This window comes from Prevotella sp. RM4 (assembly GCF_000701965.1).
GTDB lineage: Bacteria > Bacteroidota > Bacteroidia > Bacteroidales > Bacteroidaceae > Prevotella > Prevotella ruminicola.
The window spans coordinates 22,352-40,735 of sequence record NZ_KL370843.1; the positions used below are offsets into that span (position 1 = coordinate 22,352).

The window sequence follows — 18,384 nt, forward strand, 5'->3', positions numbered from 1 at the left end:
TATTCATATGGCGAACACTACAGAGACAGTGAATCTGTGCGGCTTGAAGCGTGAGAACTTCCAGGCCACAATCAACGGTAAAAAAACCGACTTGTATATTCTTAGAAACCGTAAAGGATTCGAAGTTGCCATCTCAAACTATGGCGGTGCCATTTGTGCTATTATGGTTCCCGGCAAGGATGGTAAAGTAGCTAACGTTATCCAGGGCCACGACAGCATCGAGCAGCTGACCAGCGGAAACGAGCCTTATCTGTCGACTCTGATCGGCCGTTGGGGTAACCGTATCTGCAAAGGCCAGTTCATTCTGAACGGCAAGGAGTACCAGCTGGCTCTTAACGATGGACCTAACCACCTGCACGGCGGTTCAGTAGGTTTCAACGCTAAGGTTTGGGATGCCCGTCAGATGGGTCCTCGCTCTTTGGCTCTGCACCGTATCTCTTCTTATGGTGAGGAAGGTTTCACAGGCGAGCTGGATGTAACAGTAGAATTTACCTTTACCGACAACAACGAACTGGTAATCGAGTACCTGGCTACTACCAACAAGAAGACAATCGTTAATCTGACACACCACGCCTTCTTCTCACTGGCTGGTACTGCCGATCCTACACCTGGCATCGACGATCAGATTTGCGAAATCAATGCCGACTTCTATCTGCCTACCGACGCTACTGCTATCCCAACAGGTGAAATCCTGAAGGTTGAGGGTACTCCATTCGACTTCCGCAAGCCAAAGGCATTCGGACAGGACATCAACGCCGATCACGAGCAGATTAAGTTCGGACACGGTTTCGACCACAACTACGTACTGAACAAGCAGGAAGAGGGCGAGCTCTCATTCGCTGCCAAGGTTACCGACCCAAAGAGCGGCCGTACTATGGAGGTTTACACCACCGAGCCAGGCCTGCAGCTTTACACAGGTAACTTCCTGAGCGGCTATAAGGGCGCTAATGGTTGCACTTTCCCATATCGTTCAGCTGTCTGCTTCGAGGCACAGCACTTCCCCGATTCACCTAACCGTCCATACTTCCCAAGTGTGGTTCTGAATCCAGGACAGCGTTACAAGCAGAAGACCGTATACCGCTTTGGAGTGGTAGAGTAGAAATTATCCAACATTTTAAACAAATAGACGACAAATATGACTGAAACAAACAAGAATGGCAAGGTGATTGCCATTATCACTATGTGCTTCATCTTCGCGATGATCAGCTTTGTAACTAACATGGGCGCTCCCTTTGGCAACATCTGGGGTTTCGAGTATCCTTTTGCCAAAGCTTGGGGTAACCTGATGAACTTTGCGGCTTACCTGTTTATGGGAATACCTGCAGGTAAAATGCTTACGAAATACGGATACAAAAAGACAGCCCTGATTGCTCTGATCGTGGGTATCGTTGGTTTGTGTTTCCAGTATCTCTCAAGCCTGGTAGGCGCAGGTACTTACGTATTCACATACGATAGCATTCCTGTAGCCCTCAACCTGGTAATCTACCTGCTTGGTGCATTCATCTGCGGTTTCTGCGTATGTATGCTCAACACCGTAGTTAACCCTATGCTGAACCTTCTTGGAGGTGGCGGTAACAAGGGTAACCAGCTCATTCAGGTGGGAGGTACTCTGAACTCACTCACCGGTACACTCACACCGCTGTTGGCAGGTATCCTGGTAGGTACTGTAACAGCCGAGACCAGCATGGGCGACGTTGCTCCACTGCTGTTTATCGGTATTGCCGTATTCGCCATTTCGTTCGTTATCATCAGCCGTGTTACAATTCCAGAGCCCACCCTCGGAAAGGTATCTCCTAAGTACGAGCGCAGCCCATTGGCATTCCGCCACTGCGTGCTGGGTGTTATCGCTATCTTCTTCTATGTAGGTATCGAGATTGGAATTCCTATGGAGCTGAACTTCTACGTAACCGATCTTGGTTTCGAAGGTGCAGCCGCCATCGGTGGTACACTGGCTGCTGCCTACTGGTTGCTCATGATGATTGGTCGTGCTTGCTCGAGTGCTATCTCTGGTAAGGTTTCTACCAAGCTGCAGCTGTCAACAGTTAGCGCTGTTGCTATCCTGCTGCTCGTAGTAGCTATCTTTATGCCTGAGAGCGTAACCATCTCGTTCAGCGGACACGACGTACCTGCCAAGGCCTTCCTGATTCCTGCTTGCGGTCTCTGCACCTCAATCATGTGGGGTGGTATCTTCAACCTCTCGGTTGAGGGACTGGGCAAGTACACTGAGGCTGCCTCGGGTATCTTCATGACAATGGTTGTTGGTGGTGGCGTGATGCCTCTCCTTCAGGAGGCTATCGCCAAGTCAGCCGGTCCTATCTTCAGCTACTGGCTAGTCATCGCTATGTTGGCCTATATTCTGTTCTACGCCCTCGTAGGTTGCAAGAACGTGAATCAGGACATCAAAGTCGATTAATATTAACCCTTTAAATTTTAAAGCTTATGGACATTGAATTTGTAAGAAGCCGCTTCATCAAGCACTTTGATGGAAAGACTGGTAACGTATATGCATCTCCCGGACGTATTAACCTGATTGGTGAGCACACCGACTACAATGGTGGTTTCGTGTTCCCAGGTGCTGTCGATAAAGGTATTGTAGCCGAAATGCGTGCTAATGGTACCGACGACACTGTGATGGCATACGCTATCGACCTGAAGGACCGCGTTGACTTCAAGCTCTCTGACCCTGCAGGTCCTAAGGCCTCTTGGGCTCGTTACATCTATGGTATCGCTCTGGAGATGAAGAAGCTGGGTGTTCCCGTTAAGGGCTTCAACATCGCTTTTGCCGGCGACGTTCCCCTTGGTGCTGGTATGTCATCATCAGCCGCTATGGAGAGCTGCTTTGCCTGTGGTTTGAACGATATCTTCGGCGACAACAAGGTTTCGCAGTGGGATATGGTACTGGCCGGTCAGGCTACCGAGCACAACTACTGTGGTGTTAACTGTGGTATCATGGACCAGTTTGCCTCAGTATTCGGTAAGGCTGGTTGCCTGATGCGTCTCGACTGCCGCAGCCGCGAGTTTGAGTACTTCCCATTCAAGCCCGATGGCTACCGTCTGGTACTGCTCGACTCAGTAGTTAAGCACCAGCTGGCAGGTTCGCCTTACAACGATCGCCGCAACAGCTGCGAGAACGTAGTAAAGCACATTCAGGCTAAGCACCCAGAGGGTAAGTTCGAGACCCTGCGCGACTGCACATGGGAGCAGCTGGATGAGGTTCGTGCCGAGGTAGGCGAAGAGGACTACAAGCGCGCTAAGTTCGTTCTCGGTGAGAAGGACCGCGTACTGGCAGTTTGCGACGCACTGAACGAGGGCGACTACGAGAAGGTTGGTGAGCTGATGTATCAGACTCACGCTGGTCTGTCGAAGGATTATGAGGTATCTTGCGAGGAGCTCGACTTCTTGAACGATATCGCTAAGGAGAATGGTGTAACCGGTTCACGTATCATGGGTGGCGGCTTTGGTGGCTGCACCATCAACCTGGTTCGCAACGATCTTTACAAGAAGTTCATCGACGACGCTAAGGCAAAGTTCAACGCTAAGTACGGACACGAGCCAAAGGTTTACGATGTAGTAATCGGCGACGGTTCACGCAGAATTTGCTAACTCCGAACCAACAAAAAAACACATTTTTGTGTTTATAAAGGTTAAATATTGGGGGTAAGGTGTGTTTTTTACACCTTACTCCTTATTTTTTTTGCATTTTTGTTTGTTAGTTCAAATTATAATTGTAATTTTACACCCAAATTAGCATTAACAATAACGTAATAATTAAAAACAAGTACAACAATGAAAGCATTGAAAGCAACATTGATGGGAGTTGGTGCAGCTGCACTGATGCTCTCATGTGCAGGAAGCCAGCAGGCTCCACAGCTCACGGTATCGGGTTTGAACCCAGCCAAGTTCGACACTACTATTCAGTCAAAGCCAGTTAAGCTTTACACACTGAAGAACGAGAATGGTATGGAGGTTTGCATCACTAACTACGGTGCCCGTATCGTATCGCTGGTAGTTCCCGACAAGGATGGTAAGCCAACCGACGTTGTTCTCGGATTCGACAACATCGCTCAGTATGCCGATACCATCAACACCCCATCTGATTACGGCTCAAGCGTAGGTCGTTATGCTAACCGCATCAAAAACGGACAGTTCCTGCTGAAGGGCGACACCGTACAGCTGCGCACCAACGATGGTCCTAACTCGCTGCACGGCGGTGGCAACACCGGTTGGATGCACCAGGTTTACGAGGCAGAGCAGATTGGTGACTCAATCCTGAAGCTTACCATCGTAGCTGCTGATGGCGAAAACGGATTCCCCGGCAAGGTAATGGCTGTTACCACCTACAAGCTTACAGCCGACAATGTGCTGGATATGACTTGGGAGGCTGAGACCGACAAGCCAACTATCATTAACCAGACCAACCACAACTACTACAACCTTAGCGGCGACTTTACACAGCCCGCTTACGACATGGTACTGTATGTAAACGCTGATAACTTTACTCCCAGCGACAAGCTTTATATCCCCACAGGCGAGATCAAGTCGGTTGAGGGCACTCCAATGGACTTCCGTCAGCCACACGCTCTGGGCGACAGCATCAACTCGCAGTTCGACCAGATTCAGAACGCTACAGGTTACGACCACAACTACTGCCTGAACACCTTCAAGGACGGTAAGGGCGACGACACACAGGTTTGCGCCAGCCTCTACAGCCCCAAGACAGGTATCCTGATGGAGATGTTTACCAACGAGCCAGGTGTACAGGTTTACAGCGGTAACTTCCAGGGTGTAGGTGCCGATAAGGACATCGCCCGCAAGCATGGCATCACCTATCCAAAGCACGTGAGTGTTTGCTTGGAGAGCCAAAAGTATCCCGACTCACCTAACCATCCTGAGTGGGTACAGCCAACCCTGAACCCAGGCGAGAAGTATTACAGTCATGCAGCTTACAAGTTCTCAATTAAGTGAGAACTTGTAGCTGTTGGCAATTGACAATTGATAATTGACAATTCTATTAATTATTAACTAATATCAAATTTTATTTCCATGAATTGGAGTTCACATGAATTTATCTGGCTCGACTGGGTTGTACTCATCGTCGGCCTATGTGGAGTGGTGGCAGCCGTATGGTATGCCATCTGGAAAGACAAGAAAGCCCAGCAGGGCGAGGATTCTTCGGCTTACCTTTTTGGTAAGGGTGAGCCATGGTATGTAATTGGTATGGCCATCTTTGCCGCCAACATCGGTTCAGAGCACCTGGTAGGTCTGGCCGGTACAGGAGCAAAGGATGGTGTGGGTATGGCTCACTGGGAGATGCAGGGTTGGATGATCCTGATTCTGGGTTGGCTGTTCGTACCTTTCTATCAGCTGCTCATCAACAAGATGGGTAAGATTATCACGATGCCCGACTTCCTGAAGTTCCGCTACACTCAGCGCACAGGTTCTTGGCTCAGTATCATCACCCTGGTGGCCTACGTGCTCACTAAGGTGTCGGTAACCGCTTTCACCGGTGGTATCTTCTTCAAGTTCTTGCTGGGCATACCTTTCTGGTATGGTGCCATTGGTCTGATTGCCATCACCGCCGTGTTCACCGTATTCGGTGGTATGAAGGGTGTGATGACCCTTTCAACCATCCAGACTCCTATCCTGATTGTTGGTTCGTTCCTGGTTCTGTTCCTCGGACTGAACATGCTGGGCGATGGCAGCATCACCGCAGGATGGAGCGAGATGATGCGCGTATGTAACGCAGCCCACGATGGTTTCGGAACCACTCACATGTTCCACCCCGACCCAGCCGATCCTATGTATCCTCAGTTCCCTGGCTACGTGGTATTCCTGGGTGCCTCGATCATTGGTTTCTGGTACTGGTGTACCGACCAGCACATCGTTCAGCGTGTACTTGGTCAGGTTCCTGGCGAGGACAATAAGGAGGTGATGAAGCGTGCCCGCCGCGGAACTATCGCAGCCGGTTTCTTCAAGATTCTGCCTTGCTTTATGTTCCTGATTCCTGGTATGATTGCCTATGCCCTCTCGCTGAAGAGTGGTAGCGGTATCGAGATGGATATCATGAACCACGAATCTACTGACGGTGCTTTCGCCATGATGGTTAAGAACATTCTGCCTGCCGGTATCAAGGGTATCGTAACTATCGGTTTCGTATGTGCACTGGTAGCTTCGCTGGCCGCATTCTTCAACAGCTGCGCCACCTTGTTTACCGAGGATTTCTACAAGCCCATGAAGAAGGGTATGAGCGAGGCTCACTACGTATTTGTAGGTCGCTGCGCTACCGTTGTTGTAGTGCTGTTGGGTCTGGCTTGGATGCCTATCATGATGAACATGGGTAACCTCTACTCTTATCTGCAGGATATCCAGTCGCTCATTGCTCCTGCGATGGTAGCAGTATTCACCCTGGGTATCTTCTCGAAGAAGATTACACCAAAGGCTGGTGAGTGGGGACTGATTGGCGGTTTCCTGATTGGTATGGTTCGTTTGGTTACCAACGTTGTTACCGAATCGGGTAAGGCAGCCATGGATGGTGCTTTCTGGGATGCCACCACATGGTTCTGGCAGACCAACTGGCTCATTTTCGAGTGCTGGCTGCTGCTGTTCATCATCGTGCTGATGGTGGCTGTAAGCTTCTTCACACCTGCACCTTCGAAAGAGCAGATTGATGCCATCACCTTCTCTTCCGACTTCAAACAGTCGATCAAGGAGAGCTGGGGTGCATTCGATATCATCGGAACTCTCGTTGTTATCGGCCTGTGTGCATCGTTCTACTTCTATTTCTGGTAAAATAGTAATAAGCAAATGACATTTTATAACGAACATTCAAAAGTCTGGTTGTCGGTCGACTGTATCATCTTCGGTTTCGATGAAAAGAAGCTGAAGGTATTGATCGGTCGCCGCAAGATGGACCCGGGACGTGGCGAATGGAGCCTCTACGGAGGCTTCGTTGGCGCCACCGAAAGTGTGGACGAAGCTGCTTCGCGTACACTTTTTGAGCTGACAGGCTTGCGTAACATCTACATGCGCCAGATTGGTGCCTTTGGTAAGGTGGACCGCGACCCAGGCGAGCGCGTAGTATCAATTTCGTACTACGCCCTGATTAATGTGATGGATTACGACGACAAGCTGCGCCAGGAGCATGGAGCCGAGTGGATCGACGTTGAGGAGATTCCCCAGCTTTATTCCGACCACAACGAGATGGTAAGCAAGGCTCGCAAGCTGGTTCAGCAGAAAATGTCGCACGAACCCGTAGGCTTCAATCTGCTACCCGATCTGTTTACGCTCACCCAGTTGCAGACGCTCTACGAGGCCGTTTATGGCACCGAGCTCGACAAGCGCAACTTCCGCAAGCGTGTCAAGGAGATGGACTTCATTGAGAAGACCGAACTGATTGACAAGAAAAGTTCAAAACGCGGCGCTTATCTCTATCGTTTTAATAAGCGCGCTTATAACGAAGATTCAAATTTCAAACTGTAAGAACAATGTTAGAAGAACTGAAAGAAAAAGTATTCAAGGCCAATCTCGACCTTGTGAAGCAGAACCTGGTAATCTTTACCTGGGGTAATGTCTCAGGTATCGACCGTGAAAAGGGTCTTGTAGTTATCAAGCCCTCTGGTGTTGACTACGATGTAATGAAAGCCAGCGACATGGTTGTTGTTGATCTCGAGAGTGGTAAGGTAGTCGAGGGTGATCTCAACCCTTCGTCGGATACCCCTACACACCTTGTATTATATAAGGCATTCCCTAACATCCAGGGCGTGGTTCACACCCACTCTACCTATGCCACAGCTTTCGCACAGGCTGGTAAGGATATCCCCAACATCGGCACCACTCACGCCGACTATTTCTACAAGGATATCCCTTGTACCCGCGATATGACCGAGGCAGAGGTAAAGGGAAACTACGAGCTGGAGACAGGTAACGTGATTGTAGATGAGATTCTGAACATCCGTAAGATAAACCCTGATCACACGCCCGCTGTGCTTGTGAAGAATCACGGTCCATTCTCATGGGGAACCTCACCCGACAATGCCGTTTACAATGCCAAGGTGATGGAGCAGTGCGCCAAGATGGCTTTCGTAGCCTTCTCGGTTAATCCCAACCTCACCATGAATCCGCTGCTGGTTGAGAAGCATTACATGCGCAAACACGGCCCCAACGCGTACTATGGCCAAAAGGGACAGAAACATTAAAAAGAATCATACATTATTAACTAATAACAACTTAAGAATATGAAAGGTTTTGAGAATTTTGAAATTTGGTGGGTAACTGGCGCACAGCTTCTGTACGGAGGCGACGCTGTAGTTGCAGTTGACAGTCACTCAAAGGAGATGGTTGAGGGTTTGAACGCTTCAGGCAACATCCCCGTAAAGATTGTATATAAAGGCACAGCCAACAGCTCAAAGGAAGTAGAGCAGGTGATGCTGGCTGCCAACAACGACGAGAAGTGCGTGGGTATCATCACATGGATGCACACCTTCTCACCAGCCAAGATGTGGATCAAGGGTCTGCAGCAGCTGCAGAAGCCCCTCTGCCACTTCCACACACAGTATAATGCCGAAATCCCCTGGAACGAGATCGACATGGACTTCATGAACCTGAACCAGAGTGCTCACGGCGACATCGAGTTCGGACATATCTGCACTCGCATGCGTGTAGCCCGTAAGGTGGTTTGCGGCTACTGGAAGGACGAGAAGGCTCAGAAACAGATTGCCGTTTGGGCTCGCGTGGCAGCAGGTGTGGCTGATGCTCACAACGTGCGCTGCCTGATGTTCGGTATGAACATGAACAACGTAGCCGTAACCGATGGCGACCGCGTAGAGTTCGAGCAGCGCCTGGGCTACCACGTGGATTACTATCCCGTTAGCTCGCTGATGGAGTATTTCAAGAAGGTTACCGATAAGGAAGCTGACGAACTGGTTGAGGAGTACAAGAAACTCTACACCATCAAGATTGATGAGAGTGGCGAGAAGGTTTACTGGGAAAAGGTGAAGAATGCAGCCAAGGCCGAGATTGCCCTGCGCCGTGTTCTGAAGGACGAGGGCGCTACAGCCTTCACTACCAACTTCGACGACCTGGGCGATGCCAACATCGACGATCCAAACTTCTGCGGATTCGACCAGATTCCTGGTCTGGCTTCACAGCGCCTGATGCAGGAGGGTTACGGTTTCGGTGCCGAGGGCGACTGGAAGACAGCCTGCCTGTATCGCACACTGTGGGTTATCCAGCAGGGCATGCCTACAGGTTGCTCATTCCTCGAGGACTACACTCTGAACTTCGCTGGCGACAAGAGCTCTTGTCTGCAGAGCCACATGCTTGAGGTTTGTCCTCTGATTGCTACCGACAAGCCCAAACTCGAGGTTCACTTCCTGGGCATCGGTATCCGCAAGCAGCAGACAGCCCGTCTGGTATTCACCTCAAAGACAGGTGCTGGTATCAAGGCTACAGTTGTTGACCTGGGTAACCGTTTCCGCCTGATTTCTCAGGAGGTAGAGTGCATCGAGCCACAGCCCATGCCAAAGCTGCCCGTAGCTTCGGCTCTCTGGGTTCCACAGCCCACCTTCGAGATTGGTGCTGCAGCCTGGATTCTGGCAGGTGGTACTCACCACAGCGCTTTCTCTTACGACATCACCGAGGAGTACTGGGAGGATTTCGCCGAGATGCTGGGCATCGAGTATGTTCGCATCAACAAGCAGACAAACATCGCCGACTTCAAGCAGACTCTCCGCAACAACGAGGTATATTACATGCTTAATAAGGCGCTTCGATAATAATAATTAGCAACGGACAACAGGACTAACAGGATTGATTATAATTGGAAGAATAATCCTAAAGTCCTGTGGTCCGTTGCAAAAAAAATGATCAATATGACAGCAAAAGAAACTATTCAGGCAGGTAAGGCCGTTCTCGGTATCGAGTTTGGCTCTACCCGCATAAAGGCTGTCCTCATCGACGAGGACAACGAGCCCATCGCACAGGGTTCACACGAGTGGGAAAACCAGTTGGTAGATGGTCTGTGGACCTACTCTACCGAGGCTGTATGGTACGGTCTGCAGGACTGCTATGCCGAACTGCGCAAGGACGTACAGAAGCAGTACGACTGCGAGATCGAAGCCCTGGCCGCCATCGGCTTCAGCGCCATGATGCACGGCTATATGGCCTTCAACAAGGACCAGCAGATTCTGGTACCTTTCCGCACTTGGCGTAACACCAACACCGGCAAGGCTGCTGCCGAGCTCTCTAAGCTCTTCAACTACAACATCCCCCTGCGTTGGAGCATCTCGCACCTGTATCAGTGCATTCTCGACAACGAGGAGCACGTAGCCGACATCAAGTACCTCACCACCCTGGCTGGTTATGTTCACTGGCAGGTGACAGGCGAGTTTGTACTGGGTGTAGGCGATGCTTCAGGTATGATTCCTGTAGATCCCGCTACCAAGACCTACGATGCCGAGATGGTTCGCAAGTTCGACGAGCTGATCGCCCCCAAGGGGTTCTCATGGAAGTTGCTCGACATTCTGCCTAAGTCATTGAACGCAGGCGAGAATGCCGGTTTCCTCACCCCCGAGGGTGCCATGAAGCTCGACGTGTCAGGCCACCTGAAGCCAGGCTGCCCCGTATGTCCTCCTGAGGGTGACGCAGGCACAGGTATGGTAGCCACCAATGCCGTTAAGCAGCGCACAGGTAACGTATCTGCCGGCACTTCATCATTCTCGATGATTGTGCTCGAGAAGCCCCTCTCTAAGCCTTACGAGATGATTGATATGGTGACCACACCTGATGGTTCGCTTGTAGCCATGGTACACTGCAACAACTGCACCAGCGACATCAACGCCTGGGTAGGCTTGTTCAAGGAGTATCAGCAGCTGCTGGGTGTGCCCGTGGATATGAACGAGCTCTACGGCAAGCTGTTTAACAAGGCCCTCGAAGGCGATACCGACTGCGGTGGACTGATGGCTTACAACTACGTATCAGGCGAGCCTGTAACAGGTCTGGCCGAGGGTCGTCCTATGTTCGTTCGCTCTGCTGGCGACAAGTTCAACCTGGCAAACTTTATGCGCGCCCATCTGTATGGTGCCATCGGCGTACTGAAGATTGGTAACGACATTCTGCTGAAGGAAGAGAAAATCAAGGTGGATCGCATCACCGGTCATGGCGGCTACTTCAAGACACCAGTGGTTGGTCAGCGCATGCTGGCTGCTGCTCTCAACTCACCTATCTCGGTGATGGAGACTGCAGGCGAAGGTGGCGCATGGGGTATCGCTCTGCTGGCAGGCTATCTCATCCGCAAGAACGGTAAGAACCTGGCCGACTACCTCGAGGATGTGGTATTCGCAGGCAACACCGGCACCTCGGTTGCTCCTACAGCCGAAGATGTAGCTGGTTTCGAGAAGTATATCGAGAACTACAAGCGCTGTCTGCCTATCGAACAGGCCGCTGTAGATAATAAGTAACATTTTATCAACGACATGAAGAAATTTATTTTTACCGCGACTATCGCAATGGCTTTTGCCACATCGGCATCAGCCGCTGAAACTGTGAAAGCTACGGTTCATGCCGATCAGGCTGGAGCCAAAATCAACAAGGAGATCTACGGTCAGTTCTCCGAGCACCTGGGCAGCTGTATCTACGGCGGCCTCTGGGTTGGCGAGAACTCTCAGATTCCTAACATCAACGGCTATCGTAAGGATGTGTTCGAGGCTCTCAAGGCGCTGCAGATTCCTGTACTGCGCTGGCCAGGCGGTTGCTTTGCCGACGACTACCACTGGATGGACGGTATCGGCCCAAAAGAGCAGCGCCCCTCTTTGCGTAACAACAACTGGGGTGGCACCATCGAGGACAACTCGTTTGGTACCCACGAGTTCCTGAACCTGTGCGAGATGCTGGGTTGCGAGCCTTACATCTCGGGTAACGTAGGTTCTGGTACCGTTAAGGAGATGGCACAGTGGGTTGAGTATATGACCAGCGATGGCGATACTCCAATGGCTCGTCTGCGCCGTGCTAACGGACGTGATAAGGCCTGGAAGGTAAAGTACTTCGGAATTGGTAACGAGGCCTGGGGCTGCGGTGGTAACATGAGTCCTGAGTACTACAGCGACGAGTTCCGTAAGTTCAACACCTACCTGCGCGATCAGGGTGGCAACCGCCTCTATCGTATTGCCTCAGGTGCCAGCGACTACGACTACAACTGGACCAAGGTTTGTATGGATAAGATTGGTGGCCGCATGCAGGGTATCTCTCTGCACTACTACACCTGCACCGGTTGGAATGGTCCTAAGGGTTCGGCCATCAACTTCGATAACGATCAGTACTACTGGGCACTGGGTAAGTGCTTGGAGATCGAGGAGGTAATCAAGAAGCACAAGGCCATCATGGACGAGAAGGATCCTCAGAACAACATCGGCCTGCTGGTTGATGAGTGGGGAACCTGGTGGGACGAGGAGCCCGGCACTATCCCTGGCCACCTGTACCAGCAGAACGCCCTGCGCGATGCCTTCGTAGCAGCTCTGAGTCTGAATGTGTTCCATAAGTACACCGACCGTGTAAAGATGGCTAACATCGCTCAGGTGGTTAACGTGCTGCAGTCGATGATTCTTACCGATCAGGAGGGCACAGGCCACATGGTTCTCACCCCAACCTATCACGTATTCCAGATGTACACCCCATTCCAGGAGGCTACTTATCTGCCTGTTGATCTGCAGAGCGAGACTGTGCAGTGCAGCACCGAGTACTGGAAGGAAAAGCAGAAGACCAGCGACAACACCACACGTCCTTGCCCACTGCTCTCTGCATCGGCAGCTAAGACCAAGGATGGCAGCATCGTTCTGGCCATCACAAACGTAAGTCTGGATAAGGATCAGACCGTAGATTTCAACTTCGCTGGTTTCAATGCCAAGCAGGTTAGCGGTCGCATCCTCACCTCAAAGAATGTAGCCGACTACAACGACTTTAATCATCCTAACGTAGTAGCTCCAAAGGAGTACAAGGACGCTAAGATTAAGAAGGGCATGCTTACCATGAAGGTGCCAGCTAAGTCGATTGTTGTGGTAACGCTGAAATAAAAAATTGCCTCGCACTTAAAATGTGCAAGGCAATGTAAGCAACTGATAGTAAAGGGTACGGGCCAAGCGCTCGTGCCCTTTATCATTGGGATGCAGACGGTCGTTCTCGGCACTCTTAAAGTACTGCGCGTGCTCGTCCATCAGCGGGTACAGACCACTCATAGCGCCCCAGTCAATCACAGGCAGCGCCCAAATCTCACCAGCCTGTTTTACCGACTGCACGTAGGCATCCACATACTCACCACACTGGTTGGTATAATCCTCGGTAGGCTGCCAGTTCTTGTCGTTGGCATAAAAGCCAGCACGGTGGATAGGTGTCAGCAGTACGATCTGCTTGGTGGGATACATGCGCTTTACCTTATTTAATGCGATGTTGATACGTCCGCGATACGTACTGTCGGTCATCACCGGATAGCGATGCAGACGGTCCACGGGGTGCTTCTGTTCGTGTATGCCAGCCACCACCTTTTCGGGTTTCTGTGTAAACCACTCGCCTATGGGCACACCCGCATTGTAATCGTTGGTACCAATAAAAATCATAATGGCATCAATGCTGTCGCCATGCTCCTCGTAGCACTTATCCGCCTGTCGTGGAATATCGTTCCACTGGCGTCCGCTCACCCCATATACGTAAGGCTTGATATCCAACCAATCGGCCAGATAGCCCCAATACTTTATTTTCGAACCATTGTTACGCGGGTCGGTAATCGAGTCGCCAAAGTAAGCCACACGCTTACCCTGCCAAGGATGTGTAAAAACGGTTTGCGACAAAGCCTGGATGGCAAAAGCAGCACTCAGCAGCACCACCATCAATCGTAGTTTTAGATTAAATTTGTTGTACATCGTTATTAATTTGTTTTTATTATTCGCCGCAAAGATAATACATTTTGCCAACTTTTTTGTACCTTTGCCCCAAAATCTTTAATTAAAACCCATTTATGAAACTAAAAAGACTACTTGTAGGAGCCCTGCTGCTCCTCTCTGGGCTGCACGTTACGGCTCAGGACACCAAAATGAATGATTTTATCAGCCAGCTGATGGCCAGGATGACCGTCGAGGAGAAGTTAGGACAGATGAACCTGCTGCCAGGCACATCGGCAACCACAGGCGAACTGAAGAACAGTCCGCTGATGCAACTGATAGCCCAGGGCAAGCTGGGCACCATCCTGAATCAGAAAGGTGTGGATGGCATCCGTCAGCTACAGGATGCCGCCGTCAAGAAGAGCCGTCTGGGTATTCCCCTGCTGGTGGGTATGGACGTGATTCATGGCTACGAAACCATTTTTCCTATTCCCCTGGGCATGTCGTGCAGTTGGGACCTGGCTGCCATCGAGCAGGCTGCACGCATCGCAGCCAAGGAAGCCACAGCCGATGGCATCTGCTGGACCTACAGCCCCATGGTGGATATCGCCCTCGATGCCCGCTGGGGCCGTATTGCCGAGGGTAATGGCGAGGACCCGTTCTTAGGCTCACGCATTGCCGAGGCATTGGTACGCGGCTATCAGGGCAACTATGGTCCTGAGAACATGATGGCCTGCGTAAAGCACTACGCCCTGTACGGCGGTGCCGAAGCCGGTCGCGACTACAACACCGTAGATATGAGTCACATACGCATGTACAACCAGTTCTTCCCACCCTACCAGGCAGCCGCCAAGGCTGGGGCTGGCTCGTTCATGACATCGTTTAATATCGTAGATTACACCCCTGCCACAGCCAACCGCTGGCTTATCGACGATGTGCTGCGCAAGCAGTGGCAGTGGGATGGCTTTGTAGTTACCGACTACGGCGCCATCGCCGAGATGATGAAACACGGTCTGGGCAATCTCCCACAGGTATCGGCACTGGCCCTGAAGGCAGGCACCGATATGGATATGTGTGCCGAGGGATTCATCGGTACCTTAGAGCAGTCGCTCAAGGAGGGTAAGGTCACTATGGCCGAGATCGACCAGGCCTGCCGTCGTGTGCTGGAGGCGAAATACAAGTTAGGACTGTTCCAGAATCCCTACCGTTTCCTTGATAAGAAACGCCGCGCCACCGACATCTATACCACCGAACACAAGCAGGCAGCCCGCAATCTGGCAGCCGAGAGTTTTGTGCTGCTTAAGAACCAGGACCAGCTGCTACCGCTCAAGAAACAAGGCAAGATAGCCCTTATCGGTCCGATGGCCCACAACCGTGCCAATATGGCTGGCACCTGGGCACCTACAGCCGACAACAGCAAGTACATCACCCTGAAAGAGGCTATGGAGCAGGCGCTGGCAGGTAAGGCCACCGTGAGCTATGCCCAGGGCTGCAACTTTACCAGCGACTCTACGCTGCAGAAGGATGGTGGTTTTTATCGCGCCACCCCGTTCAAGGATAGCGAACTGTTGAAGCGCGAGGCACTGGCCATAGCCAAGGATGCCGACGTGATTGTGTGCGCTATGGGCGAGAGTGCCGAGATGAGTGGCGAGAGCAGCAGCCGCGCCACACTCGAGATGTTTGATGTGCAGCGCGAACTGCTCCAGGCCCTGCTGCAACTGGACAAGCCCGTAGTGGTACTCAACTTTGCAGGCCGCCCCACCGTGCTCAGCTGGGAGCAGGCCCATGTGCCCGCCATCCTGCAGGTATGGTTTGGTGGCAGCGAGGCAGGCGATGCTATCTGCGACGTACTGTTTGGTGATAAGGTGCCCAGCGGCAAGCTCACCACCTCTATGCCTCAGGTCACAGGTCAGGAGCCACTCTACTACAACTATCTACCCACCGGTCGCCCTGTAGGCGAGGATCGCAAGGAGTTCCAGAAGTTCGGCAGCAACTACTTCGATGTACGTAACGACCCACTCTACCCCTTCGGCTACGGTCTGAGCTATACCACCTTTGCTTATAGCGATGTAACGCTTAACGGCCGCACAGCACAGGTAACGGTTACCAATACCGGCAACTACGATGCCGACGAGATTGTGCAACTGTACATCCACGATATGGTGGCCAGCATCACCCGCCCCGTAAAAGAGCTGAAGGGCTTTGAGCGCATTCACCTGAAGAAGGGCGAAAGCAAGGTAGTGAAGTTCGAGATTACCGACGACCTGCTGAAATTCTACAACAGCCAGTTGGAATATGTGCTGGAACCAGGCGACTTTGAGATTATGATTGGTCCCGACAGCAGTCTGAAACATCTGAAGAAAGCCGTACTTACCATACAAAAAAAAGAGAAGCGCGACACCTTTTTGCAGGTGCCGCGCTTATTCTTTAAGTGTACCATATAGATGGCATTTGTTTCGGTGTACTGGTCTCGACTAACTTATCGTCGATCTGTAATTCTTCGTTTTTTGTTTCGTTCTTAGTTGTCATAAGCATTCCTTTTTGGTGATTTTTAGTTGGTACAAATATAGGCAATTTTCCCGTTCATTGCTCTTCCAACCGCATTAATTTAGTACTTATTAACTATAAGAACGATGTTTGTAGTATTTACATTCAGATTTTATTCAGCAAGCCTCCTTACGAATCCAACCAGCGCTTCACGCTGGCTACTTTGTTTTTCATAAGAACCATCGGGTTAAAATATAACAAATTAGGTAAAAATCCTTAATAAATTCGTTTATACAGACATATTATTCGTACTTTTGCCGAAAAATTTAAAAATTGTAAATATGAGAACCAACATTTTAGTATTATCTGCAGGTCTGTGTTTAGCATCTATTCTATCCTCATGCACAAAGGATACAATCCCCACTTACGAAGAAGCACAAAAAGCGGCATACACCAATAGTTTTGTGACCAAGTATGGCCAGATTAGTCCCACACAGTCGTGGGATTTCACTAAAGGCGAGCCCAATCTCGCTAAAACCCGTGGTGTATCTACTATCAACGTAGAAGTTTTGGAAAAAGGAGTCGACTGGGGGGATGTGTCGAAACTAAAGCTCAAGCACTTTACGTTTAGCAATGCGGTATGGAACTATGATATTATTCAAAGTGGCATCCAAAAGAATGCAGACTTATTCTACGCTATCAATAGTGAGCTACCCGAGAAGAAAATTTGGGTGGGCAACGAAGTTGCATTAGTTTCACCATCCAGCTCGTTCTATATCTTCCCCTTGCTCAGTGGTGGTCTTAATCGCTACGACCTGAAGGTGAAAGTGGGCAACGAAGATCCTGTTATTATTTTCAGTAAGGACTACAACTTTTTCCAGACCATTAACGGCATGACCACACCTGATGGTAAGACCGTTAATATGCGTGGTGTAAAGATTGAGGCTCCCGTGGGCACACCAATCGAGATTTATCTGGATAATGTGAGAAACGAGAATAACAAACAACTGCCAACCGTTGGTACCACCAATGGTCACGCCGTGTATATTGATGTGCCCGACAACGTAGAACTGGAGCTCGACGATATCGAACTGGCCGACGATCACATTGCTAAGTACATTGGTATCGAGGATGCTATTGATGGCACCGACAACGATTACAACGACCTGGTGCTGGCTGTTGTGGGTAATCCCGATGTGCCTCAGGAGAAAGTCATCACCGAGAACCAGTATCAGGTGACTACTTGCCGCGCCAAGCGCTATATGATTGAAGACCTGGGTGCCATCGGCGACTTCGACTTTAACGATGTGGTAGTAGATGTAGAGGAATACACCGTCTATACGCATAAGGTAACATCCGAGAATGGTGTTAAGACCAGCGACGAGGTTATCAGCACTACCACCGCTCCCACCAAGGCATTCATCCGTGCTCTGGGCGGCACCATCGACTTTGAGTTAACCATCGGTAGCACCAAGTGGGTAAAGAGTGAGTCGGATTACGACACCGCTACGATGTACAACACACAGGGCAACATCGACTACTCGAAAGCCCTGGCTGAGTTCGAAGTTACCGGTTATAACTACGACGCTAACAACATCACCTTCCGCGCCAACGGCAAAGACGGCCGAATGTACACCGTCTCGTTCCCCAAAATCGGCGAGGCCCCAATGATGATTGCCGTAGATCCGTCAACCAACTGGATGACCGAGCGCACCAGCATCCCCAGCTCATGGTTCACCAAGGGAGTGTAAACACAAAGCGGGCACCTGCGTTGTAGGTGGTGTCGAGAACCACATCACCTCCCAAGCGGCGTGCCAAACTGCGAGCCACTGTGAGTCCGATGCCTGTACCATCGTAGTATTCATTAAGCTGCACGAACTCATCGAAAATGCGCTCGGCCTCGGCAGTAACCACTTGCGCAAAGCCAGAAAGGATATTCAGCGGTGTGCGGAACTCATGTGGATGCCAACGAAAAAAAGAGAGCAACACCGCTGATGGATGTTGCTCCCAATAGTTTAAGATGCCACGTAAT

Annotated in this window: 14 protein-coding genes; 12 read left to right on the plus strand and 2 right to left on the minus strand. The window is 50.8% G+C overall.

The features are described 5' to 3' along the window. Positions 1 to 7 precede the first annotated feature (7 nt). From T499_RS0113310 to T499_RS0113355, 10 genes are all read left to right on the plus strand, one after another. A complete protein-coding gene (locus tag T499_RS0113310) occupies positions 8 to 1,099 on the plus strand; it encodes an aldose epimerase family protein (protein ID WP_033151379.1) in 1,092 nt (363 codons plus the stop codon). Positions 1,100 to 1,135: 36 nt separating this feature from the next. Further along, the gene (locus T499_RS0113315; protein WP_033151380.1) at positions 1,136 to 2,413 is read left to right on the plus strand and encodes an MFS transporter; all 1,278 of its coding nucleotides are present in this window, start codon (positions 1,136 to 1,138) and stop codon (positions 2,411 to 2,413) included. Between the two features lie 26 nt (positions 2,414 to 2,439). After that, positions 2,440 to 3,603, plus strand: a complete 1,164-nt coding sequence (gene galK, locus T499_RS0113320) for a galactokinase (RefSeq protein ID WP_013064299.1) — start codon at positions 2,440 to 2,442, stop codon at positions 3,601 to 3,603. 183 nt (positions 3,604 to 3,786) lie between these two features. Further along, complete coding sequence (locus T499_RS0113325) at positions 3,787 to 4,965, plus strand: aldose epimerase family protein (protein WP_033151381.1); 1,179 nt, start codon at positions 3,787 to 3,789, stop codon at positions 4,963 to 4,965. A 78-nt stretch (positions 4,966 to 5,043) separates the two neighbouring features. After that, positions 5,044 to 6,789 carry a sodium:solute symporter gene (locus T499_RS0113330; protein WP_013064465.1) on the plus strand — a complete coding sequence of 582 codons (1,746 nt, stop codon included), beginning with the start codon at positions 5,044 to 5,046 and terminating at the stop codon, positions 6,787 to 6,789. Between the two features lie 15 nt (positions 6,790 to 6,804). Further along, positions 6,805 to 7,479 (plus strand): NUDIX hydrolase, encoded by a 675-nt coding sequence (locus T499_RS0113335; RefSeq protein ID WP_013064006.1) that lies wholly within the window; start codon positions 6,805 to 6,807, stop codon positions 7,477 to 7,479. A 5-nt stretch (positions 7,480 to 7,484) separates the two neighbouring features. Further along, positions 7,485 to 8,195 carry an L-ribulose-5-phosphate 4-epimerase gene (locus T499_RS0113340; RefSeq protein ID WP_028908421.1) on the plus strand — a complete coding sequence of 237 codons (711 nt, stop codon included), beginning with the start codon at positions 7,485 to 7,487 and terminating at the stop codon, positions 8,193 to 8,195. 39 nt (positions 8,196 to 8,234) lie between these two features. Beyond that, on the plus strand, positions 8,235 to 9,773 hold the full coding sequence (gene araA / locus T499_RS0113345) for an L-arabinose isomerase (RefSeq protein ID WP_033151382.1): 1,539 nt from the start codon (positions 8,235 to 8,237) through the stop codon (positions 9,771 to 9,773). 87 nt (positions 9,774 to 9,860) lie between these two features. Beyond that, positions 9,861 to 11,456 (plus strand): xylulokinase, encoded by a 1,596-nt coding sequence (locus T499_RS0113350; protein WP_033151383.1) that lies wholly within the window; start codon positions 9,861 to 9,863, stop codon positions 11,454 to 11,456. Between the two features lie 15 nt (positions 11,457 to 11,471). Further along, the gene (locus T499_RS0113355; protein WP_033151384.1) at positions 11,472 to 13,064 is read left to right on the plus strand and encodes an alpha-N-arabinofuranosidase; all 1,593 of its coding nucleotides are present in this window, start codon (positions 11,472 to 11,474) and stop codon (positions 13,062 to 13,064) included. A gap of 15 nt (positions 13,065 to 13,079) precedes the next feature. Here T499_RS0113355 and T499_RS0113360 read toward each other — a convergent pair whose 3' ends face one another. Then, complete coding sequence (locus T499_RS0113360) at positions 13,080 to 13,907, minus strand: SGNH/GDSL hydrolase family protein (protein ID WP_033151385.1); 828 nt, start codon at positions 13,905 to 13,907, stop codon at positions 13,080 to 13,082. Positions 13,908 to 14,002: 95 nt separating this feature from the next. Here T499_RS0113360 and bglX point away from each other — a divergent pair, with 95 nt between their 5' ends. Both bglX and T499_RS0113370 read left to right on the plus strand, forming a co-directional pair. Next, a complete protein-coding gene (gene bglX, locus T499_RS0113365; protein WP_232221111.1) occupies positions 14,003 to 16,309 on the plus strand; it encodes a beta-glucosidase BglX in 2,307 nt (768 codons plus the stop codon). 384 nt (positions 16,310 to 16,693) lie between these two features. Beyond that, positions 16,694 to 18,103, plus strand: a complete 1,410-nt coding sequence (locus T499_RS0113370) for a hypothetical protein (RefSeq protein WP_157054623.1) — start codon at positions 16,694 to 16,696, stop codon at positions 18,101 to 18,103. Here T499_RS0113370 and T499_RS14515 read toward each other — a convergent pair. Beyond that, entirely contained in the window at positions 18,087 to 18,338 is a 252-nt protein-coding gene (locus tag T499_RS14515) for a sensor histidine kinase (RefSeq protein ID WP_198021309.1), read from the minus strand. The two genes, T499_RS0113370 and T499_RS14515, sit on opposite strands and share 17 nt — an antisense overlap. Positions 18,339 to 18,384 lie beyond the last annotated feature (46 nt).